Source organism: Rhizobium sp. SL42 (genome assembly GCF_021729845.1).
GTDB lineage: Bacteria > Pseudomonadota > Alphaproteobacteria > Rhizobiales > Rhizobiaceae > Allorhizobium.
The window spans coordinates 1,747,585-1,768,812 of sequence record NZ_CP063397.1; the positions used below are offsets into that span (position 1 = coordinate 1,747,585).

General features: G+C 62.1%; 18 protein-coding genes and 1 pseudogene. 12 read left to right on the plus strand and 7 right to left on the minus strand.

Features of this window, described 5'->3' with window-relative positions:
* Positions 1 to 177 precede the first annotated feature (177 nt).
* The 3 genes from IM739_RS08120 to IM739_RS08130 all read left to right on the plus strand — a co-directional run bounded on the left by IM739_RS08120 (position 178) and on the right by IM739_RS08130 (position 3,291).
* Positions 178 to 681, plus strand: coding sequence for an Lrp/AsnC family transcriptional regulator (locus IM739_RS08120; protein WP_237370670.1), 504 nt, complete (start codon positions 178 to 180; stop codon positions 679 to 681).
* Between the two features lie 132 nt (positions 682 to 813).
* Complete coding sequence (locus tag IM739_RS08125) at positions 814 to 1,875, plus strand: acyltransferase family protein (RefSeq protein WP_237370671.1); 1,062 nt, start codon at positions 814 to 816, stop codon at positions 1,873 to 1,875.
* Between the two features lie 366 nt (positions 1,876 to 2,241).
* A complete protein-coding gene (locus IM739_RS08130) occupies positions 2,242 to 3,291 on the plus strand; it encodes a LacI family DNA-binding transcriptional regulator (RefSeq protein ID WP_237370672.1) in 1,050 nt (349 codons plus the stop codon).
* Positions 3,292 to 3,423: 132 nt separating this feature from the next.
* On the opposite strand, the gene cysN is transcribed toward IM739_RS08130, so the two are convergent.
* From cysN to IM739_RS08145, 3 genes are all read right to left on the minus strand, one after another.
* Positions 3,424 to 4,902, minus strand: a complete 1,479-nt coding sequence (gene cysN, locus IM739_RS08135; protein WP_237370673.1) for a sulfate adenylyltransferase subunit CysN — start codon at positions 4,900 to 4,902, stop codon at positions 3,424 to 3,426.
* A 1-nt stretch (position 4,903) separates the two neighbouring features.
* Positions 4,904 to 5,860, minus strand: a complete 957-nt coding sequence (gene cysD, locus IM739_RS08140) for a sulfate adenylyltransferase subunit CysD (RefSeq protein WP_237370674.1) — start codon at positions 5,858 to 5,860, stop codon at positions 4,904 to 4,906.
* A 208-nt stretch (positions 5,861 to 6,068) separates the two neighbouring features.
* A complete protein-coding gene (locus IM739_RS08145; RefSeq protein WP_237370675.1) occupies positions 6,069 to 6,815 on the minus strand; it encodes a phosphoadenylyl-sulfate reductase in 747 nt (248 codons plus the stop codon).
* A gap of 317 nt (positions 6,816 to 7,132) precedes the next feature.
* Here IM739_RS08145 and IM739_RS08150 point away from each other — a divergent pair, with 317 nt between their 5' ends.
* The 6 genes from IM739_RS08150 (at position 7,133) to IM739_RS08175 (ending at position 12,169) form a co-directional block, all read left to right on the plus strand.
* Complete coding sequence (locus IM739_RS08150) at positions 7,133 to 7,564, plus strand: RrF2 family transcriptional regulator (protein ID WP_237370676.1); 432 nt, start codon at positions 7,133 to 7,135, stop codon at positions 7,562 to 7,564.
* Between the two features lie 251 nt (positions 7,565 to 7,815).
* Positions 7,816 to 8,841: a sulfate ABC transporter substrate-binding protein gene (locus IM739_RS08155; RefSeq protein ID WP_237370677.1), complete on the plus strand. Its 1,026-nt coding sequence runs from the start codon at positions 7,816 to 7,818 to the stop codon at positions 8,839 to 8,841.
* Between the two features lie 95 nt (positions 8,842 to 8,936).
* A complete protein-coding gene (gene cysT / locus IM739_RS08160) occupies positions 8,937 to 9,788 on the plus strand; it encodes a sulfate ABC transporter permease subunit CysT (RefSeq protein ID WP_237370678.1) in 852 nt (283 codons plus the stop codon).
* Complete coding sequence (gene cysW, locus IM739_RS08165; protein ID WP_442981106.1) at positions 9,778 to 10,647, plus strand: sulfate ABC transporter permease subunit CysW; 870 nt, start codon at positions 9,778 to 9,780, stop codon at positions 10,645 to 10,647. Before cysT ends, cysW begins: the two co-directional genes overlap by 11 nt.
* 13 nt (positions 10,648 to 10,660) lie before the next feature.
* Positions 10,661 to 11,704 (plus strand): sulfate/molybdate ABC transporter ATP-binding protein, encoded by a 1,044-nt coding sequence (locus IM739_RS08170; protein WP_237370680.1) that lies wholly within the window; start codon positions 10,661 to 10,663, stop codon positions 11,702 to 11,704.
* A gap of 93 nt (positions 11,705 to 11,797) precedes the next feature.
* Complete coding sequence (locus tag IM739_RS08175) at positions 11,798 to 12,169, plus strand: hypothetical protein (protein WP_237370681.1); 372 nt, start codon at positions 11,798 to 11,800, stop codon at positions 12,167 to 12,169.
* A 69-nt stretch (positions 12,170 to 12,238) separates the two neighbouring features.
* On the opposite strand, the gene IM739_RS08180 is transcribed toward IM739_RS08175, so the two are convergent.
* The 3 genes from IM739_RS08180 to IM739_RS08190 all read right to left on the minus strand — a co-directional run bounded on the left by IM739_RS08180 (position 12,239) and on the right by IM739_RS08190 (position 15,190).
* Positions 12,239 to 13,549 carry a TRAP transporter large permease gene (locus IM739_RS08180; protein ID WP_237370682.1) on the minus strand — a complete coding sequence of 437 codons (1,311 nt, stop codon included), beginning with the start codon at positions 13,547 to 13,549 and terminating at the stop codon, positions 12,239 to 12,241.
* Positions 13,549 to 14,088 carry a TRAP transporter small permease gene (locus tag IM739_RS08185; RefSeq protein ID WP_237370683.1) on the minus strand — a complete coding sequence of 180 codons (540 nt, stop codon included), beginning with the start codon at positions 14,086 to 14,088 and terminating at the stop codon, positions 13,549 to 13,551. Before IM739_RS08185 ends, IM739_RS08180 begins: the two co-directional genes overlap by 1 nt.
* A 67-nt stretch (positions 14,089 to 14,155) precedes the next feature.
* Positions 14,156 to 15,190 (minus strand): TRAP transporter substrate-binding protein, encoded by a 1,035-nt coding sequence (locus tag IM739_RS08190; RefSeq protein WP_237370684.1) that lies wholly within the window; start codon positions 15,188 to 15,190, stop codon positions 14,156 to 14,158.
* Between the two features lie 377 nt (positions 15,191 to 15,567).
* On the opposite strand from IM739_RS08190, the gene IM739_RS08195 reads away from it, so the two are divergent.
* The 3 genes from IM739_RS08195 to IM739_RS08205 all read left to right on the plus strand — a co-directional run bounded on the left by IM739_RS08195 (position 15,568) and on the right by IM739_RS08205 (position 19,714).
* Positions 15,568 to 16,710 carry an alpha/beta hydrolase gene (locus IM739_RS08195; protein ID WP_237370685.1) on the plus strand — a complete coding sequence of 381 codons (1,143 nt, stop codon included), beginning with the start codon at positions 15,568 to 15,570 and terminating at the stop codon, positions 16,708 to 16,710.
* A gap of 299 nt (positions 16,711 to 17,009) precedes the next feature.
* Positions 17,010 to 18,326 (plus strand): phosphatidylglycerol lysyltransferase domain-containing protein, encoded by a 1,317-nt coding sequence (locus IM739_RS08200; RefSeq protein WP_237370686.1) that lies wholly within the window; start codon positions 17,010 to 17,012, stop codon positions 18,324 to 18,326.
* Positions 18,327 to 18,370: 44 nt separating this feature from the next.
* Positions 18,371 to 19,714 (plus strand): virulence factor family protein, encoded by a 1,344-nt coding sequence (locus tag IM739_RS08205; RefSeq protein WP_237370687.1) that lies wholly within the window; start codon positions 18,371 to 18,373, stop codon positions 19,712 to 19,714.
* A 4-nt stretch (positions 19,715 to 19,718) separates the two neighbouring features.
* Here IM739_RS08205 and IM739_RS08210 read toward each other — a convergent pair.
* Positions 19,719 to 21,089, minus strand: a pseudogene (locus IM739_RS08210) (chloride channel protein).
* Between the last annotated feature and the right edge of the window lie 139 nt (positions 21,090 to 21,228).

The window sequence follows — 21,228 nt, forward strand, 5'->3', positions numbered from 1 at the left end:
CGACGCTGTCTGGGAATGCAGGTTGGGCTGGCCATCGGTGCCATGTCTGGCTGCAATGCCGCGTTCGCTCCTCCAAGCCCTTTCGGCGCACACTAGCAGAAGCCCTATAGGCTTTCCGACTATGTTAGAGTATCCTGTCTATCAAGATCACTTATTTTAACTGAGTGGATAGGCGAAATGGCTGCTGATGCTGGTATGGTTAGCGAAATTGATCATTTTGATCGCAATATCCTCGAGGTGCTGTCGAAGGATGGCAGGATCTCCGTCACGGAACTGGCGGAAAGAGTAGGGCTGTCGCGCACGCCGTGCCAGATCCGCATGAACCGTCTGATCGCCGACGGGTATATCGAAGGCTTCACCGCCATCATCAACCTGTCGATGCTGCAGCTTGAGCATATCGCATTCGCCGAAGTGAAATTGTCGAACACGCAGGAAGATGCGCTCCTCAAGTTCAACGCTGCCGTGAGGAAAATCAAGGAAGTCGAAGAGTGCCACATGATCGCTGGCAGGTTCGACTATCTGCTGAAGATCAGAACCCGCGATATCCGCCGCTACCGCGAGGTGCTGGGAGAGCGCATCTCCAATCTTCCTTACGTCGCCAGTACGTCGACGAACGTGGCGATGGAAACGATCAAGGAAAGCGCAAGCACGGGCATCGTCGCCACTCTGGCTCCGGGCTAGGCGTTTTGAGAGGCGCCGCAATAAGGCACCCGCATCGGCCCAAGCGCGTTAAGCATCTTCCCGGCTTTTGCTGGATATGATTGCATTAAGGTATAATTAACTGCTCTCGGAGGATCGAGAGCGAGACGGGCGATGAACTACAGGTCCATACACTATCTGCGTGCCGTTGCGGCACTGATGGTGGTTTTCTGCCACATAGAAATTCCGCTGGCGCGCCTCGGCTATCAGGGGAGCTTGCCCGGTTTTCTCGAAGGTGGCGTCGATATCTTCTTTGTCATCAGCGGTTTCGTCATCTTCCTCTCGATCCAGTCGAAATCGGTCAGTCTCTTCGAATTCTACAAGCGCCGCATCCTGAGAATTGTCCCGCTTTACTGGATGGTCACCACCTTCCTGGTGCTCGTGGCCGTTTTCGCGCCGCAGTTCCTCAAGAGCGTGCGGTTCGATACCCTGCATATCGCGGCGTCCTATGCCTTCCTGCCTTATCCGTCGCCGGCCGACGGATTGCTCTATCCCATTCTGGTGCCCGGCTGGACGCTGAACTACGAGATGCTGTTTTATGCGGCCTTCGGTCTCAGCCTGTTGTCTCCGCGGCGTTGGCGCATCATGGCGATCAGCGGCATGCTGATGGCCTTGCCACTGCTCGGATTGGTCTTTCGACCGGCGTCGCCGGGCCTGATCTTCGCGACGTCGACAATTCTTCTCGAATTCCTGTTTGGCGTCATGATTGCCTGGTTGCTGAGCAACCGGACGGGCTCGCGGACAGGAGGTGCCTGGCTTCTTCTTCTGGGTGTGCCGCTGTTTGTCGCCGCCCCGGTGATCGCGCAGTACATTCCGCTGCAACGTTTCGTGCTGCTCGGCATTCCGGCCGGCATGATCGTTGCCGGTGCCCTGCTTGTGGAAAAGGCCGTCGCGCTGCCGGCATGGCGACTGCCGAGACTGCTGGGCGATTCGTCCTATTCGCTCTATCTCACCCATGGCATCGTGCTTTCGGCCATGGGACAGCTTTGGCTGCGGCTGCCATTTGGCAATGGCGGGTTTTCCCTTGTTGCCTTCGGTGTCCTCGCTCTGCTGGCAAGTGTGCTGGGCGGGGTCGTGGTCTACCGCCTCATCGATGAGCCGCTGCAGAAGTATTTTCGCTCGGGCGCCAACGCCAAAGAGGGCCGCCTTGCCGCGCAGCCCGTCGCGGCCAGGTAGGGACGTATCCCGGTTTCAACGACGTTGGTGTCGTGGTCCCTGCGTGACGCGGGGTGCCTCATCCACCTGCATCGGCAGGCGCCGGCCCGGTCGTAAACCCCGCCCTTTCGGCCACGAATGACCGTGTCGTGAACGGCATGGCAGCACCCGCCAGGCTCCGTTTTGCAAGGTCCCGGTTGCAGCTGACGCGTGCGGCAGCGCGGGTTGCAGATCGCCAATACCGGTCGATTCATGTGTATATCGCGCTAACCAATTGCGACGGCTGATATTTTCGGGCAATCTTGGATACACATTATGCGTTCCTGCATTCGGCCTTGAAAAGGCGGATGCAATGTCAGGCTGCAGATTGGGCCGGGTGCGAAGCCGATGGGATTTGGGACGAGAAGACGGCGCCAGCGCCGCGACAAGGTAACCCTGTCCGATGTGGCGCAGGCCGCAGGGGTCAGCGCCATCACCGTATCGCGGGCCCTGCGTGATCCCGACAAGGTGTCGCCGACCCTGCGCGACCTGATCCTGAAGACCGTAGAGGAGATGGGTTATGTGCCCGATCTCGCGGCCCGGGCGCTCGCCAGCAAGAACAGCGGCATCATCGGGGTGATGTCGCCCTCGCTGACCAACTATTCCTTCATCGCCGTCATGCGCGGCATCGAGGACAGGGTCCGCGCCACCGATCTGCGCATCCAGTACGCCAATCCCGACTACGACAAGCAGGATGAAGTCCACCAGCTGCGGCTGTTCCTGACCCAGAACCCGGCCGGTATCATATATGCCGGCCTGTCGGAAAACGACGAGCTGAACAGCATGCTGCGCGCAGCACCTTGCCCCGTCGTCGAGATCATGGATGTCAGCGGCGATCCGCTCGAAATGGCGATCGGCATCGACCACCGCGCCGCAGCCGAGGTCGCCACCCGCCATCTGGTGCACAACGGTTATCGTCGCATCGCCCTGCTCGGCGGCCGATGGGATGTCCGGTCGCGGCGACGCCTTGACGGCTACCGCGCCGTTCTGGAAGAGGCCGGGATCTACGATGCCGGGCTGATCCTGTCTGTCGACGGTCACACCAGCGTCGCCCTCGGGGCGCATCTGCTGGAGCGTCTGATGAACGAGCATGCCGATGTCGATGCCGCGCTGTGCCACAATGACGACGTGGCGCTCGGCGTCCTGTTCGAATGCCAGCGGCGCGGCATCGCCGTACCCGATGCGTTTGGCCTTTGTGGCTTCAACGATCTGGATTATGCCGGCGTAGCCTGTCCGTCGATCACCTCGGTGCGCATCCCGCGCTACGAGATCGGCTACCGCGCCGTCGACATGCTGCTGCGCGCCACGGGCGAGGGTGCCCCGCCGCCGAGCCTGGTCGATCTCGGCTTCAACCTGATCGAGCGCCAGTCGACGTCGCGACGATTGCTTGCGGTTTGACCCGTAGTCCAGGCGTGTCTGGCCAAATCCGTCTGAAATGACAACAGCCGCAAACATGACCCGGCAGGGGGCATGTTTGCGGCTGTTGTCGTTGCGGCGGTTCAGACTGACCTGAGTGGCCTGTCTGCCAACTTATCCGTCGATGTCGTCGAAAAGGTCGCGCGCTTCGGCGGTCGTCAAGCGGCGGGTTTCCACCTCGTCGCGGCGATTGGACAGAAGCTCGGTCGCAAGCAGCTGTTCGGCGAGGTCCGCCGGCAGCGACAGGATCACGCGGCCTTCATGGGCGTGCAGCCCGCCCAGCTCGGTGCGCTTGGCGGTAATCATGCCACCGGCCACCGTGTTGTTGGTGTCCGGATCGATCAGGATGAAGGCGCCGGTTCCGCGGTTCTGTTCATACGGGTCGAAGATCGCCGTTTCGTCGAAGGACAGGTGAACCTTGCCGATGGCGTTCATCTGCAACATTTCCGTCGAGATCCACTTGCCGCTCTTCAGGTCGAGCTGCGAAACCGGTTCGACCTGCACGCGCTGCCGGCGCGAGCCGGCCTTCAGCCAGTAGCGCTTGCCGGGCACGATACCGTCCGGCTGCAGTGCCACCATCTGCGCGTCGAAGGCAAGGCCGGTCTGCGGCTGGGCGTCGAGCGAGACGATCATGTCGCCGCGCGCCACGTCCACCTGGCGGTCAAGCACCAGCGTGATCGCGTCACCGGCAACGGCCGCGTTGCGGACCAGGTCGAAGGTGACGATCTGCTTGACATTGGCCAGCTGGCCCGATGGCAGAATGGCGACGCTGTCGCCGGGCTTCACAGCGCCGCCGGCAACCGTGCCCTGGTAGCCGCGGAAGCTTTCACCCGGACGCGAGACGCGCTGTACCGGCAGGCGGAAACCGGTCGACTGGCCGGAGCGCAGCGTGGCCAACTCCAGCGTTTCGACCAGCGTCGGGCCTTCATACCAGGGCATCACGGCGTCGGCCGCATAGACGACATTCTCGCCCTTCAGTGCCGACATCGGGATCGCGGTCACCTGACGTACGCCGAGTGACAGCGCCAGAGCCTTGAAATCATGGTTGATTTGCTCGAACACCGCCTTGTCGTAGCCGACCAGATCGAACTTGTTGACCGCAAGCACGAACTGCTTGATGCCCATCAGCGAGGCGATGTTCGCGTGGCGGCGGGTCTGCTCAAGCAGGCCGGTGCGCGCATCGACGAGCAGCACGGCGAGGTCGGCGGTCGAGGCGCCGGTTGCCATGTTGCGGGTATACTGCTCGTGGCCGGGCGTGTCGGCGACGATGAACGAGCGGCGATCGGTGGCGAAATAGCGATAGGCGACATCGATGGTGATGCCCTGTTCGCGTTCCGCCTGCAGGCCGTCGAGCAGCAGCGCGAAGTCGGGCAGGCCGAGATCGTTCTGCTTGCCGCTGTCGCGGTTGAGGGCTGCGGCCTGGTCTTCCTTGACCGCCTTGGTGTCCCACAGCAGGCGGCCGATCAGCGTCGACTTGCCGTCATCGACGGAGCCGCAGGTGATCAGGCGCAGCGGGCGCGAATCGCGGGTGATGACGGCCGGTTCTGCCTGCGGTGCGGCGGAGGCGAGGGCGGTGTTGGCTTGAGCGGTCATCTCAGAAATATCCTTCGCGTTTCTTCTTTTCCATCGACCCGGCCTGGTCGCGGTCGATGGCCCGGCCCTGGCGCTCGGACACTGTGGCAATCTCGAGCTCGGCGATCACGTCGTCGAGCGTGGTGGCGTCGGACTTGATCGCGCCGGTCAGCGGCCAGCAGCCGAGCGTGCGGAAGCGGATCATGCCTTCCTGCACTTTCTCGCCGGGCAGCGGTTCGAAGCGCGGATCCTCGGCCCAGAGCAGCATGCCGTCGCGTTCGACGAACTTGCGGTTCTTGGCATAGTAGAGTGGTGGCAGCGGGATGTTTTCCGCCTGGATGTAGCGCCAGATGTCGACTTCGGTCCAGTTCGAAAGCGGGAAGGCGCGCACGCTTTCGCCGCGCCGGACCATGCCGTTGTAGATGTTCCAAAGTTCCGGCCGCTGGTTGCGCGGATCCCATTTGTGGTCGGGCGTGCGGAACGAATAGATGCGTTCCTTGGCACGGCTGGCTTCCTCGTCGCGCCGTGCGCCACCGAAGGCCGCGTCATACTTGCCGGCATCGAGCGCCTGGCGCAGCGATTCCGTCTTCATCACGTCGGTGTGGTAGGACGAGCCGTGGGTAAACGGCGAGATGTTCTCGGCCGCACCGCGCGGGTTGATATGGACGAGAAGGTCGAGGTCGAACTTTTCGGCCATCTCGTCGCGAAACGCGATCATCTCCGGAAATTTCCAGCCGGTGTCGACATGCAGGAGCGGGAAGGGCACGCGGCCGGGGAAGAAGGCCTTGCGCGCCAGATGCAGCAGCACGGACGAATCCTTGCCGATCGAATAGAGCATCACCGGACGCTCGAATTCGGCCGCCACTTCGCGGAAGATGTGGATCGCTTCGTTTTCCAGCGCCTTCAGATGCGGATCAAGCGGCGGCTTGCTCGCGGCATCCTTGGAATGCGGATCGAATTCGGATGTGTGTACGTGCATCTGTCTATCTGCCTTGATGGCCATCAGTGATGGCATTTCGTGGACCTCTCTCTGTCCTGCCGGGCATCTCCCCCACAAGGAGGGAGATCACGTCCCGCCACCGTCTTGACCTTGAGACTTGGTAAGGCGGCGTCAGTCTGGCACTTCGATCTCTCCCCTTGTAGGGGAGATGTCGCGAAGCGACAGAGGGGGGTAAATTCTGGCTCTGCTAAGCTGGCGTCGGTATCGCCGAAGCTGTCGCCTCGGGCACATGCAGGCCGCATTCGCGCTTTTCGTCGTTTTCCCACCACCAGCGGCCGGCCCGTTCCGGTTCACCCGGCTTGATGGCGCGGGTACATGGCTCGCAGCCGATCGACGGATAGCCGCGGGCATGTAGCGGGTTGGTCGGAACGCTTTCCGCATCGACGTAAGCGTTGATGGCCTCGATCGACCAGTCGGCCAGCGGATTGATCTTGATCAGGTCGCGCTCGGCATCATATTCGGCAAATGGCGTGGTGGCGCGGTTGCCGGACTGTCCGCGGCGCAAGCCCGTCACCCAGAAGCGGGCGTCGACAAGCGCCTCGGCCAGGGGAACCAGCTTGCGCACATGACAGCAGGCATGGCGCGCTTCGACGCTCTCGTAAAAGCCGTTCAGGCCGAATTTCGCCGTATAGGCGTCGACATCGTCCTGCCTCGGGGTGAAGCGCTGGATGGCGATGCCGAAGCGTTCCTCGGTCTCGGCGATCAGGTCCACCGTTTCCTTGAACAACCGCCCTGTCTCAAGTGTCGACACATCGATCGGCAGGCGTGCCAAACCGATAGCAGCCGTGATCACCTGATCCTCGATGCCGAGGCTGGTGGTGAACACGGCGCGGCCTTCATGGGCGGCGACAATGCGAAGACGTTCGGTCAGGTCGGCATTTTCCAGCGTGATGTTGAGAATGCTGGCGAGCTCGGCATTGCTTGGAAGGTTCATTTGTTTGTTCCTGCTATAGGCGGGCATTATCCCGTAAACGGGCAGGCGCGAACAGGAATTGCCTTTCAAGCACATGCACAGAAAGAGCAAATATCTCTCCCCAGCGATGCAAACACGGGATTTCGTCCCGCTCCGTCGCGCCCGCTGTTTCAGGCGGCGCCTGCAATTTCCAGCCACCTGTCAGGCTTGGCCGCGCTTCAGGACCAGCATTGGACCGTGAATCGCCGAAGGGGCGGAAAAGGACATTTGAACCCATGGCGGATTTCGGCTATTGCGACATCGTGCGGACGCCGGTCCGCATAAGCCGGTGTTCTGTGATGATTTCCCAACGAGCCAAATATGCGCTGCGGGCGCTGAATGTCTTGGCACGCGCCATGCCAGGCGAACCGGTGCAGATTCCAGACATTGCCGAACAGCAGCGTATCCCGAAGAAATTCCTCGAGCAGATCCTCCTGGAGCTCAAGCGCGGCGGCATCGTCGAAAGCAAGCGCGGCAAGCAGGGCGGTTATCTTCTGCTGCGCGCCGCCTCCGACATTACCTATGGCGAGATCCTGCGCCTGATTGACGGTCCAGTGGCGCCCTTGCCCTGTCTGTCGCTCTCGGCCTATCGCCGCTGTGAGGACTGTGCCGGCGAGCAGGATTGCGAAGTCCGCCACGTCTTTTCCCGTGTTGCCGACGAGACGCGTGCCATCCTCTTTTCCACCAGCCTCGCTGATGCGGTGTCCACGCGCCACACGGAACTGGTCTGATCCCAGCACCGGCTTCCGACCGTCTTGCAGCGGTAGCAGAGGTGGCCTTTTCTCTTCCTCCCGCCTGGCAGCATTTTGCAGCGACGCTTTTTCGCAGTATTTTCCACCCGGATCGGCGGCTCCCGGCGCAAGCCTGTTCTGCCCCGGCCCATCGACCGGGGTACGGTTTTGTTATTTTTCGCCTTGCGTTGACTAACACTACTCGTCCGGTAGTCTTAATTCATCGAAAACCGAGATGAGGAGGAAGACGCATGAAAAGCATCCTGAAACGGCTGAGTGCTTTGCTGATCGGCCTAGGGCTGACAGCGGGTTCGATCGCTCCGGCATTCGCTGATGCCCAGCTTCTCAATGTCTCCTATGATCCGACGCGGGAATTCTACAAGGAATACAACGAGGCCTTCGCCAAGCATTGGCAGGAAACGGCTGGCGAGGCGGTAACGATCCGCCAGTCGCATGGCGGCTCCGGCAAGCAGGCCCGTGCCGTGATCGACGGCCTCGACGCCGATGTGGTGACGCTCGCCCTGCAGGGTGACATCGATGCCATCGTCGAAAACACCGGCAAGATCGCCAAGGACTGGCGCAACCGTTTCGAAAACAACTCCGCTCCCTATACCTCGACCATTGTCTTCCTGGTCCGCAAGGGCAACCCCAAGGGCATCAAGGACTGGGGCGATCTGGTAAAGGGCGACGTGCAGATCGTCACGCCGAACCCGAAGACCTCCGGCGGTGCGCGCTGGAACTATCTCGCCGCCTGGGCCTGGGCCCACAAGGAATTCGGCGGTGACGAGATGAAGATCCGCGAATACATCACAGAAATCTTCCGCCGCGCGCCGGTGCTCGATACCGGCGCCCGCGGATCGCTGACCACCTTTGCCCAGCGCGAGATCGGTGACGTCCTGCTCTCGTGGGAAAACGAGGCGCATCTTGCCGGTCAGGAATTCGGCGCAGATGCATTCGAGATCGTCACGCCGTCGCAGTCGATCCTCGCCGAGCCGCCGGTCGCCGTGGTGGATGGCAATGTCGATGCCAAGGGCACGCGCAAGCAGGCCGAGGCCTATCTTGCCTATCTCTATTCGGAAGAGGGCCAGCGCCTCGCCGCCAAGCATTTCTATCGCCCGTCCAAGCCCGAGCTTGTCCCGGCGGATGCTCTGGCCGCGCTTCCGAAGATCGACCTGGTGACGATCGATGATCCGATCTTCGGCGGATGGGCCAAGGCGCAACCGACCCATTTCGGCGATGGCGGTGTATTCGACCAGATCTACCAGCCGGCACGCTGACAGCAATTCCTCCCCGGACCGGGCCCCGACCTCGAGATTTGAGGCCGGGGCTTGCGAGTGCGGAGAGATCAGGCATCATCACTTCGGGATATGGAATGACGGGACGGCTCATGAAGAACTGGCGCCAGCCAAGCATACTGCCAGGATTTGGCCTGACGCTTGGCTATACGATTACCTATCTCACCTTGATCATCCTGATCCCGCTCGCCGCGCTCGTGGTGCGAACGGCATCGCTCGGCTGGGCTGATTTTTTCGCCGTCGTGATGGACGAGCGCACCCAGCTGGCACTGCGCACTTCCTTCGGCGCGGCGCTGATTGCCGCTGCCGTCAACGTCGTCTTCGGCGTCGTCGTCGCCTGGGTTCTGGTGCGCTATGATTTCCCCGGCCGTCGCCTGCTCGATGCGATTGTCGATCTGCCGTTTGCCCTGCCGACGGCCGTTGCCGGTATCGCGCTTGCCGCGCTTTATGCGAAGAACGGCTGGATCGGCGGCCTGCTCGATCCGCTCGGCATCAAGGTTGCTTTTACCCCGCTCGGCATCGTCTTCGCGCTGATCTTTATCGGCCTGCCATTCGTCGTGCGCACCGTGCAGCCGGTCATGGAAGAACTGGACCGCGAGGTCGAGGAGGCGGCGGCCACGCTTGGCGCCAGTCGTTTCCAGACCATCCACCGCGTCGTTCTGCCAAGCCTGACGCCCGCCATCCTCACCGGCTTCGCGCTTGCCTTTGCCCGCGCCGTCGGCGAATACGGCTCGGTCATCTTCATCGCCGGCAACATTCCCTATGTGTCTGAAATCGCGCCGTTGCTGATCGTCATCCGGCTGGAGGAGTTCAACTATGCCGGCGCGACCGCCATCGCCTCGATCATGCTGATCATCTCGTTCGCCATGCTGTTGTTCATCAACCTGCTGCAGATGTGGAGCCGCCGGAGATATGCCAATGTCCGCTGATACGCGCGCCCCCTTCCGCTTTCGCGATGCTGCGACCGAAACGCCGCTCGCCCGTTTCATCCTGATCACCATCGCCATCGGCTTCCTTGCGCTGATCCTGCTGCTGCCGCTGCTGCTGGTCTTCATCGAGGCTTTCCGCGAAGGCATTCCGGCCTTCATCGAGGCGCTTGGTGATGTCGATGCGCTGGCGGCGATCCGTTTGACGCTGTTGGTCGCCGCCATTGCCGTGCCGCTCAACCTGGTGTTCGGCGTCTCGGCCGCCTGGGCGATCGCCAAGTTCGAATTCAAGGGCAAGACCTTCCTCACCACCCTGATCGACCTGCCGTTCTCGATCTCGCCGGTCATTTCCGGTCTGGTCTATGTCCTGCTCTTCGGCGCCAACAGCTATCTCGGCCCGATCCTGAAAGGCTGGGGCATCGAGATCCTGTTTGCCGTGCCCGGCATCGTGCTTGCCACGGTTTTTGTCACCTTCCCCTTTGTTGCCCGCGAACTGATCCCGCTGATGCAGGAACAGGGTACCGGCGACGAGGAGGCGGCCCTGTCTCTCGGTGCCAATGGCTGGCAGACCTTCTGGTACGTCACCCTGCCCAACATCAAATGGGGTCTGCTCTACGGCGTCCTGCTCTGCAATGCCCGCGCCATGGGCGAGTTCGGCGCGGTGTCCGTCGTCTCCGGCCACATCCGCGGCCTGACCGAAACCATGCCGCTGCATGTCGAGGTCCTCTACAACGAATACAATTTCGTCGCGGCCTTCGCGGTCTCGACGCTGCTCGCCCTCCTTGCTCTGGTCACGCTCGCGCTGAAGACGATCCTCGAGATCCGTTACGGCGAAGAGCTGTCGGCAAGCCGCAAACACTGAAAGGTCAGTCCCGATGGATGTCACGATCAACAATATCCGCAAGGATTTCGGCCAGTTTCCGGCGCTGCACGATGTCTCGCTCTCGGTCGGCACCGGCGAGCTGATTGCGCTGCTCGGCCCGTCCGGCTCCGGCAAGACGACGCTGCTGCGTCTGATCGCCGGCCTTGATCAGCCGACCGAAGGCCGCATCTTTTTCGGCGGTGAGGATGCCTCGCACAAAAGCGTGCAGGAGCGCCATGTCGGCTTCGTCTTCCAGCACTATGCGCTGTTTCGCCATATGACGGTCGCCGACAATATTGCTTTCGGCCTCAAGGTCCGCCCGCGCGCCACCCGTCCGCCGGCGCATGAAATCAAGCGACGTGTCGCCGACCTGCTCGAAATGGTCCAGCTGACCGGCCTCGCAAATCGCTATCCGGCCCAGCTCTCCGGTGGCCAGCGCCAGCGCGTCGCGCTTGCCCGGGCCATGGCGATCGAACCATCCGTGCTGCTGCTTGACGAACCCTTCGGCGCACTCGATGCCAAGGTCCGCAAGGACCTGCGCCGCTGGCTGCGCGAATTTCATGATCGCACCGGCCACACCACATTCTTCGTCACCCACGACCAGGACGAAGCGCTGGAACTGGCTGACCGCGTCGTGGTCATGAGCCAGGGCAAGGTCGAGCAGGTCGGTACCGCCGATGACGTCTATGATCGTCCCAATTCGCCCTTCGTCTTCTCCTTCATCGGCGAAAGCTCGCATCTGCCGATTTCGCTGAAACAGGGAAATGTCCTGTTCCAGGGACAGCAGATCGGCATTTCGGAACAAGCGGGCGACTGCGACGGCATGCTGTTCTTCCGCCCGCAGGATGTCGTGCTCACCGATCATCCCGAGGCGCTGTCGGGCAAGGTCACCGCCAGCCGCCGCCTGGCCGGCACCCGGATCGTCGAGATCGATATCTCCGGCAGTGGCGAGGCGCATCACATCGAGATCGAGGTGCCGCTTGAAGCCAATGTCGCGGTCGGCGGCGAACTCAGCTTCCGCCCTGAGACATGGAAGATCTTTCGCGACGCACAGTAAGCATCCTGCGGAGAACTACTGACGATCGTCAGTTCCTTTTCAGGAAATACACGCGATGGTATAGTTCCCCCGTTCAAAAGGGGGAACACAACAATGCCGATGCTTTCCATCTGGTTTTTCCGGACCGCAATCCTGTTTCTGATCGCCGGGATCTGTCTCGGTCTCTATATGTCGATCACCCATCAATTCGAGGCGACGGGCGCACATGCGCACATCAATCTGCTCGGATGGGTGACCATGGCGCTCTTCGGGATCTACTACGCGCTCAATCCCGTTCAGGCGGCAAGCCGCATCGCCCGCCTGCAGTATTTCATCTACACGCTCGGCATTCTGGTCATGGCGCCGTCGCTGTTTCTGATGTTGAGCGGAAATCCGGCCATGGAGCCGCTGGTGGCGATTTCGTCACTGGTCACTTTCGCCGGTGTGCTGCTCTTCGCCTTCATCCTGTTTACCCGCAAAGCCTGACCCTCGGACAGGTTTGGGCCACGTAGAAAATCGGCTGGCGCCTTTGCTCAGGCGCCGGCCGAACTATGTTCAGACCAGGAAGATCGAGATGATCGGAAACGCCGTCAGCAGGATGATGCGCAGCAGGTCGGCGGTGACGAAGGGTACGATGCCCTTGTAAGTCTCGCGCATCGGTACATCTCTCGACATTGCCGATATGATGAACAGGTTGAGCCCGACGGGCGGCGTGATCATGCCGATCTCCGCCACCATCAGCACCAGGATGCCGAACCAGATGGCGAAATGCTCCGGGCTGAGGCCGAAGTCCATTGCCGTGACGATCGGGAAGAAGATCGGGATGGTCAGGATGATCATCGAAAGCGAATCCATGATGCAGCCGAACACCACGTAGAGGGCGAGAATGATGATCAGCACGGTCATTGGCGCATAGCCCTGTGCCGTCACCCATTCCGCGCCGAGCTGCGGCAGGCGCGAGAAGGCGAGGAAGGAGTTGAACACCGAGGCGCCGAGGACGATGAAGAAGATCATGCCGGTCGAGACGGCGGTTTCCTTGAAGCACTCGAACAAGGCCTCCTTTTTCAGCCCGCCCGCCTGCCAGGCAACGAGGCCGGCGCCGGTCGCCCCGATCGCCGCGGCCTGCGTCGGCGTGAACCAGCCGAGATAGATCCCGCCGACGACGAGGAAGAAGATCGCAACGACCGGCCAGACCGCAATCAGCGCCGGCACGCGTTCCGCCCAGGGAATACGTTTCGCCTGGCCGGCGCTTTCCGGCTTCAGTCGTACATAGATGGCGATCACCACCAGATAGGAGATCGCCGCAATCAGGCCCGGCACGAAGGCGGCAAGGAAAAGCTTGGCGATGTTCTGCTCGGCAAGGATCGCATAGATGACCAGCACCACCGAAGGCGGGATCAGGATGCCGAGCGTGCCGCCGGCAGCCAGCGTCGCCGTTGCCAGTCCGCCAGCATAGCCGTTGCGCTTGAGCTCGGGCAGGGCGACCTGCGCCATGGTGGCAGCCGTTGCCAGCGAAGAGCCGCAGATCGAGCCGAATCCGGCGCAGGCGCCGACGGCAGCCATGGCGACACCGCCCTTGCGATGGCCGAGAAAGGCCGCTGCCGCATTGAAGAGCGCCTGGCTCATGCCGCCGCGCGCCGCAAACTGTCCCATCAGCAGGAAGAGCGGAATGATCGACAGCGAATAGTTCGCGTTGGTCGACCATGGCAGCGCCTTCAGCTGCGACAGGATCGGCGTCCACTTGCCGAGCACCAGATAGGTGCCGATCACGCCGGTTCCGAGCATGGCAGCGGCAATCGGGACGCGCAGGAAAATCAGAAGAATGAGGACGGGAAAGGACCAGAGCCCGATTTCAACACTGCTCATCAATGGGCTCCAAGCGATGCGACGATGGTCCGGCCGCTCTTGATCTCGCGGATATCGGACAGGATGATGAAGAGGCAGATGATCAGGTTGGCGATCATCAGGACAAGCGCAATGGCAAAGCCCCACCAGACGGGCAGCAGCAGCAGCGCCGTCGTTTCGCCGTTCTCGAACTTGTCGAATGTTCCGATCGCGTGACGCCAGGTCAACAGGCCGATCAGGGCTGCGATGATAATGTCGCCGATCAGCTGGGTCCAGTTCATCGCCTTCGAGCCGAAGGCGGAAATCAGGATATCGACGCCGACATGGCCGCGCTTCAGCTGGCAGAACGGCAGGAAGGCAAAGACGGCGAGGCCGCAAAGCGCCTCGACCAGTTCGATCTCGCCCGGCAGCGGCTTGAACAGCAGGCCGCCGAAGATCGAAAGTCCGGTGAGAATGCAGGCTGCGACGAGGCAGAAGCCGCCGAAGGCAACCAGGACGCTGGCAAGCCGCTCGCAGGCATGTTTCAGGCGTTCAAAGCTGGTTTGGGAGAAGGTGGCCATCAGGCATCCTCGACTTAATGTGAAAATCCGGGCGCCGCAGGCGGCGCCCGGAGACAGGGTTGTGGGATTATTTGCTGTATTGCTCGATCAGCGCAACGGCATCCGTGTGCAGCGTCGTTCCGTCGAGACCTTTGCCGTCCATGTCGGCGATCCAGGCCTTGGTCACGGCTTCTCCGGCGGCTTTCCAGCGGGCGGTTTCCGTCTCGTCGAGCGTGATCGTCGTATTGCCGGCCTTGTCGGCAATGTCCTTGCCGCGCACGTCGCCTTCGTCCATCGCCACGCCGAACTGCTGTGCCAGCGCCTTGCCGGAATTGGCGTCGATGACCTTCTTCAGGTCGTCGGGCAGGGCGTCATAGCTGTCCTTGTTCATCGCAAACAGGAAGGTGCCGGTGTAAAGGCCGTTCTTGCCGGAAAATGCGGTGTGGTTCGGCGCAAGCTCGGCGATCTTGATCGCCGGCGTCACTTCCCAGGGAACCACGGTTCCGTCGATGACGCTCTTCGACAGGCTTTCCGGCACTGCCGTCACCGGCATGCCGACCGGGGCAGCGCCCATGGCTTCCAGCATCTGGTTGACCACTTTCGACGTGCCGCGCAGTTTCAGCCCGTTCATGTCTTCCAGCGATTTCACCGGCTTGGCCGCGATCGTGTGGATCAGCCCCGGACCATGGGTATGCACCGCCAGAACGTGGAAGTCCTTCAGCTCATCGGTCAGGTGCTTTTCATAATAGTCGTAGAATGCCTGCGACGTCGCTGCGCCGGTGGTCATCACGAAGGGCAGTTCGAAGGCTTCCGACTTCGGGAAGCGCCCCGGCGTATAACCGAAAAGCGTCCAGGTGATATCGACGACGCCGTCCTTGACCTGGTCGACCAGATCGGCCGGCTTTCCGCCGAGCTGCATGGCCGGATAAAGCTCGACCTCGATGCGTCCGCCGGAATCGGCCTTGATCTTCTCGGCCCACGGCGCGAGCACCTTGGCGGGGATCGTCGCTTGCGGCGGCAGGAACTGGTGCAGCTTCAGCGTCACCTCGGCCGCGAAGGCCGACGTGGATATTGCCGCCAATGCGGCTCCGGACAATCCGGCAAAAAGGAATTTACGCAACATGATCTCCTCCAGACGTGCGCGTGACGTATATCGGGGAGGTCTGTTGCTCAGCCATGCCGCAACGCCGGATGAAAGGACAGGTGCAATCCCGGCCATTTCGCCTCCGGAGTGACGATCCTCCGTGATCGCAGCTCCTCCCCCAATATGGTTATGTTTGCAGAAGTGCCGGACGCCCGCAAATAATAATCTCGGCATAATCCATAACGATACGGATATGTGTGAGGCAAATGATACGAAGATGACAGGCACCTGCATTGCATTCTTTCGGCCGTGTGGCCTGTGTGCGACTTGGCGAATGACAAGCCGCACAGTATAGGTTCCGCCGGCCCGACCATGATGGTTCGAACAGGGCGGCGAAGGTCAAGGACAGGTCTGGCATGAGTGTTTCCCGCGTGACGAGCCGCAATCTGCGGCCAGGCATGGTTCTTGCCGTCTGTATGGCCATCGGATTGTCGGCCTGCGCCGGTCGACCCGGACCGGAAACACTGGCTCCGATCAGCGATGCGAAGTTCAAGCCGGTCAAGGTCGAAACGCTCTATGCCGTCACCACGCGAGACCGGGCCGAGCCGGGCAAGAATGTCTTCACGGCCGGAAAGGCGCGCACTGTCAATTACGCCAGCTTCGACGTGTCGATCCCGGCCAGTCACAAGCCGTCCAATATCGAATGGCCAAAGGGCTCCAAGGTCGATCCGTCCACGGATTTTGCCGTAATCGATCAGTCCGTCATGCAGCGCGAGCAATTGCTCGATGCGGTGGCGCGGCGAACCGGCAAGAGTTCCATTCCGACCGTCTTCGTGCATGGCTACAACTACAATTTCCAGGAAGCGCTATACCGCCTGGCGCAGTTGAAGACCGACAGCGACATCGACGGTTCGCCGATCGTGTTCTCGTGGCCCTCGCATGCCGCCATCCCCGCCTATGTGGCCGACAAGGAATCGGCCACCTATTCCCGTGATGCGCTGGCCCAGTTGCTTGTCGATCTGACCGCCCGGACCAAGGGAACGGATGTCGAGGTCTTTGCCCATTCCATGGGCGGCTGGCTGACCGTCGAGGCTCTGCGCCAGTTGAAGCTGCAGGGCCGTAGTGACGTCTTGAACCGCCTGCGGGTCATTCTGGCCGCCCCCGATATCGATGCGGATGTGTTTGTCTCCCAGCTGGATGTCATTGGCCCGATGCGCCGTCCGATCACCATTCTCGTCTCGCCGGACGATCGCGCACTCAAGGTGTCGAGCATTCTCGGCGCTGGCTCGCAGCGTGTCGGCGCGGTCGATGTCAACGATCCCAAGGTCGCCGATGCGGCAAAGACGGCCGGCGTCAACGTCATCGATATCTCCTCGCTGGAATCGCTCGATGCCACCAATCACAATCGTTATGTCGAGGCGGTGGCCCTGGCAAAGACATTGGGCAAACCGACGGCCAATGCCGGCCTCGGGGATGCCGGCGCGTTCATCTTCGATGCCGCGGCACAAACCATTTCCAGCCCCTTCTCGCTGGCGGCCACCGTGCTGCGCGGCAACTGATTGCCGGGCCTCGCCAACCGCAAGACAAGCCGATCGGATGATGAGCCGGCCGAAAGCTTGACCGATCTACAGCAAGCTTGGCAAGGCGTCCGGCGGAGCCATCGGGCGATCAGCGCAGCCTGGGGATAGTCAGTTGCACAGCGTTCTCCACGGTCGTTTGCGGTTGACCGGTCGCAGGATCCGGTGTCTTGGCGAGGGATGCTGGGGAGCGTCGACTCGCGATCGCTTCGCGACGCAAGCTCCACTCCATGCATGGGCGCTAATGGGCGTTCTATCTCAATGAATTAGTGGTTACCTGCATGGCGCAATTCGCCGTTGAAACCGAGATATCAGCGCCCGCCGTCCCGGTCGCTCGCGCAACCTCTGTCTTTGTCTCCCTATTGGGCGCATCTCTGCGCGGATTGGCACGTTCCGGCCGCGTCGGCGCAATGCTTGTGGCGCTCATCTCGCTTGCCATGGCCGTGCCGCTCTTCTTCGAGGAAAGCCTGTTGCAGGTTGCCTGGCGCTTCTGGTTGTCGCGCCACATCGCCGATCCGGCGGAGAGCACCCTTGGCGTCACCATGATGATCGGCGCCATCGCCTCGCGCGGGCTGGTCCGCCTGCCGCGTCGCCGAATAGAGCCGCCGTCCGATGACGATGTCGCCCGCGCCGTGGAGATCCTGTCCAGCCAACCCAATGCCAGCGCCGGTCTCGTCCGTCTCGGCGACAAGAAGCTGCTGTTTTCCGAATGCGGCAAGGCTTTCATCATGTATGCCCGCCGCGGCCGCTCGATGGTGGCGCTGTTCGATCCGGTCGGGCCGAAGGCGCTCTGGGCGCCGCTGGCGTTGAAATTCATCACCGAGGCGAAAAGCCGCCGTTGCCGTCCGGTCTTCTACCAGGTCTCCGCCGACTTTCTCCCGGTCACAGTGGAAGCGCGGCTGAATGCGCTGAAACTCGGCGAGCAGGCGGTGGTCGATCTGTCGAGCTTCAGCCTGGCCGGTGGCGATTGGCTGAAGCTGCGTCGTTCGATCAATCGTGCCGAACGCGACGGCCTTCAGTTCCAGTTGCTCGCGCCGGCCGACGTGCCGTCGGTGTTCGACGAACTGTCCGCCGTCTCCGATGCCTGGCTGGCCGCCCACAAGGCCGGCGAAAAGGGCTTTTCGCTCGGTACGTTCAAGCCGCATTATGTGATGTCCGAACCCGTCGCAGTGATACGCCTCGAAGGCCGCATCGTCGCCTTCGCCAACATCCTGACCACGGCTTCGGGCGGCGACGCCTTCATCGACCTGATGCGCCATCTGCCGGGCGTGCATCGCGGCATGATGGATCTGCTGTTTGTCCGGATCATGGAGCATCTCAAGGCGGAGGGCTTTCGCAGCCTCAATCTCGGCATGGCGCCGCTTGCCGGTCTCTCGACCCATAAACGCGCGCCGATCTGGAACCATGTCGGCCGCCAGCTGTATGAAAATGGCGAACGCTTCTACAATTTCCGCGGCGTGCATGCTTTCAAGTCTAAGTTCGACCCCGACTGGCAGCCGCGTTACCTGGCCGTTGCCGGCGCCGGCTTCCCGATCGCCTCGCTGCTGGATGTCACCATGTTGATCGGCGGCGGCCTGAAGGGCGTGCTGCGCCGATGAACGGCCGGATTGCTTTGTTATGCATCGGGCTCGCAGTTTCGGGCGTGACACTGCCGGGGCCGACAAGCGCCGAGATGGCGCCGGCCGAGCAATTCACCACGGTGAGCCTGCCGACCGACCGTATCCTGATCCCGAAGAGCGAAGCTTCGGGTCTCGTTATCCTGCTGTCTGATGCCGATGGCTGGACTGGGGAGGAGCAACACATCCAGCAAAGCCTGGCCGACAATGGCGCGATCGTCGTCGGCGTCGACCTGCCGACCTATCTTGCGGCGCTCAGCCGGGAGACGCGCGATTGCCTCTACCTCGTCTCCGACATCGAAAAGCTCGGACGCCAGATCCACCGCGCCCAGGAGATCGAGACATTCCATCCGCCGATCGTCGCCGGCTGGGGCGAAGGTGCAACGCTGGCACTGGCGATCCTCGCCCAGACGCCCAATTCGACCGTGGCTGAGACGGTCGCAGTCGACCCGGAAGCCGTGCTGCCGCTTGCAAAGCCGCTGTGCACGCCAGCCGAGAAGACGCAAGAGGGCGCCGGCATCGTCTATGGCCTGAAACCGGCACCGCTACCGGATCCGCTCAGCCTCATTCTGTCACCAGCGACAAGCGAGCGCGGCCGCAGCCATGCGCTGGCGCTAAAAGCCGCAAAACCGGAGATCCGGCTGGTCGAAAGTCCGGAAACCGAAGAGGCCGAAGGTGCGGCCTCCCTTCTGTTCGAACGCGAAACCCTGGCGGCGGTCGATCGAATGAGAGCAAGCCGCGCACCGCTCGATCTGCCGATCGTTGAACTGCCGGTCGAGCCGCGTTTCGATACGCTTGCCATCATCTATTCCGGCGACGGCGGATGGCGCGACATCGATCAGAAGCTCGGCGGCTTCCTCCAGGCCGACGGCGTACCGGTCATCGGCGTCGACGCGCTACGCTATTTCTGGCAGGAGCGCAGTCCGCAGCAAACGGCCGATGATCTGTCGCGCATTATCTCGACCTATCGCACTCGCTTCGCCGTCACCAAGGTCGTGCTGGTCGGCTATTCCTTTGGCGCCGATATCCTGCCCGCCACCTACAACCGCCTGCCGCCGGCCGACAAGGCCGTGGTCAGCCAACTCTCCCTGCTGGCGCTGTCGCACAAAGCCGATTTCGAGATCGCCGTTACCGGCTGGCTCGGCATGGCAGGCAACGGTAAGCACGGCGATCCGGTCGAGCACCTGAAAATGGTTGATGCGGCCAAGATCCAATGCATCTACGGCGTTGCCGAAACGGCGAGCGCCTGTCCTGCCCTTGTTGCTGTCAGCGGCGCCGAGGTCATCGCCCGCCCAGGCGGCCATCATTTCGACGGCAATTACAAGCTGCTCAGCGATCTGGTCCTTGCCCGTCTCCGGGCAGGTCTCTAGCCCCTTAGCCGTGCTGTCTCGGCGTGGGCAGATGTTCGTCGGCCCGCACCACATTGCGCCGCTGGCGGATGGCCTGGGCGATGAAGGCGCGCGACAGCCCGTGATAGAGCGGTTCCGGCGAAACGAGACGCGAGGTGATATAGCCGATCATCGATGCCGCCATGATCGGCAAGACGGCTTCGTGATTGCCGGTCATCTCGATGATGATGACGAAGGCGGTCATCGGCGCCTGCACCACGCCGGCAAAATAGCCTGCCATGCCGAGGATCGCAGACAGGGCAATGCTTGCGCCGAGCATCGAGCCGATGGTGCCGCCGAGGCCGACGCCGACAGAAAGCGAGGGGGCAAAGATGCCGCCTGGAATGCCGGACGCCATCGACAGGAAAGTCGAGGCGAGCTTGGCGATGAAGAACATCGGAGACAGTGGCTCGCCGGCCAGAACCCGTTGCGATTCCTCGTAGCCGGTGCCGAAGGTCTGGCCGCCCGCCGCAATGCCGATGACTGCGACGGCAAGGCCGCAGACAGCAGCCAGTGCCAGCATACGCCGGAACGGATCGGGATGTGCCCAGAGCCGGATCCGCCGCGAGGCCGCAAGCGCTGAGCGGCTGAACGCAGCACCGAGCGCGCCGCCGATGACGCCACACAGCACCACGGCCACCCAGTCACGCGGTGTCGTCGCCGAAACGATGCTTTCGCCGAAATAGGTATAGGAGCCGACCAGACCCATGGCGGCAAGACCCGACAGGATGACGGCGGTCAGCACCAGCCCGTTGGCGCGCGACTGGAAGGTGCGGCTCATCTCCTCGATGGCAAAGACGATGCCGGCCAGCGGCGTGTTGAACGCGGCAGCAATGCCGGCGGCCGATCCGGCGAGGATCAGTCCGCGCGCCTGCGCCATGCCGCCAATACGACCGCTGGCCAGCATGATCGACGCCCCGACCTGCACCGTCGGCCCCTCGCGGCCGATCGATGCGCCGCAAAACAGGCCGATCACTGTCAGCAGGATCTTGCCGGCCGCAAGCTTCAGCGACAGCAGTCCGTTGCGCGAATCCGCATCCTCAAGGTGACGGGCGGCAATCGCCTGCGGAATGCCCGAGCCTTGCGCATTGGGAAAAAGTTTCATGCTCAGCAGGGCGCAGAGCAGGAAGCCTGCCGGCGTCAGCGCCAAAGGAATGAGATAGCCGAAACGGCTGCTTGCATGTAATGCCCGAAACAGCGTCTAGGCCTCGTCGGCAGCGGCAGCAAAACCGACGCTGACGACGCCGATGGCGATTGCACCCAGCCAGAAGACAATCCGCGGCTTCCACAATCGCCACGACCATCCGATGACGCGGGAGCGGCGGCGGAGTTTCGATTTGTGATAGGACAGAGGCATGACGAAGGTACCGATATGAAAAATATCGGCTCGTTATTTGCCCCTGGGTCCGCTTTTGCAACCCCGAAATGAACCACCGCGGCCCAGGCTCCGGCGGCAAATTGCCTGTTTCCGGCCAAGTGCGGGTCTCGGATTCTGG

Coding starts and splice junctions, on each gene's coding strand:
- IM739_RS08120 (WP_237370670.1), top strand. CDS start 178: ATGGCTGCTGATGCTGGTATGGTTAGCGAAATTGATCATTTTGATCGC.
- IM739_RS08125 (WP_237370671.1), top strand. CDS start 814: ATGAACTACAGGTCCATACACTATCTGCGTGCCGTTGCGGCACTGATG.
- IM739_RS08130 (WP_237370672.1), top strand. CDS start 2,242: ATGGGATTTGGGACGAGAAGACGGCGCCAGCGCCGCGACAAGGTAACC.
- cysN (WP_237370673.1), bottom strand. CDS start 4,902: ATGACCGCTCAAGCCAACACCGCCCTCGCCTCCGCCGCACCGCAGGCA.
- cysD (WP_237370674.1), bottom strand. CDS start 5,860: ATGCACGTACACACATCCGAATTCGATCCGCATTCCAAGGATGCCGCG.
- IM739_RS08145 (WP_237370675.1), bottom strand. CDS start 6,815: ATGAACCTTCCAAGCAATGCCGAGCTCGCCAGCATTCTCAACATCACG.
- IM739_RS08150 (WP_237370676.1), top strand. CDS start 7,133: ATGATTTCCCAACGAGCCAAATATGCGCTGCGGGCGCTGAATGTCTTG.
- IM739_RS08155 (WP_237370677.1), top strand. CDS start 7,816: ATGAAAAGCATCCTGAAACGGCTGAGTGCTTTGCTGATCGGCCTAGGG.
- cysT (WP_237370678.1), top strand. CDS start 8,937: ATGACGGGACGGCTCATGAAGAACTGGCGCCAGCCAAGCATACTGCCA.
- cysW (WP_442981106.1), top strand. CDS start 9,778: ATGTCCGCTGATACGCGCGCCCCCTTCCGCTTTCGCGATGCTGCGACC.
- IM739_RS08170 (WP_237370680.1), top strand. CDS start 10,661: ATGGATGTCACGATCAACAATATCCGCAAGGATTTCGGCCAGTTTCCG.
- IM739_RS08175 (WP_237370681.1), top strand. CDS start 11,798: ATGCCGATGCTTTCCATCTGGTTTTTCCGGACCGCAATCCTGTTTCTG.
- IM739_RS08180 (WP_237370682.1), bottom strand. CDS start 13,549: ATGAGCAGTGTTGAAATCGGGCTCTGGTCCTTTCCCGTCCTCATTCTT.
- IM739_RS08185 (WP_237370683.1), bottom strand. CDS start 14,088: ATGGCCACCTTCTCCCAAACCAGCTTTGAACGCCTGAAACATGCCTGC.
- IM739_RS08190 (WP_237370684.1), bottom strand. CDS start 15,190: ATGTTGCGTAAATTCCTTTTTGCCGGATTGTCCGGAGCCGCATTGGCG.
- IM739_RS08195 (WP_237370685.1), top strand. CDS start 15,568: ATGAGTGTTTCCCGCGTGACGAGCCGCAATCTGCGGCCAGGCATGGTT.
- IM739_RS08200 (WP_237370686.1), top strand. CDS start 17,010: ATGGCGCAATTCGCCGTTGAAACCGAGATATCAGCGCCCGCCGTCCCG.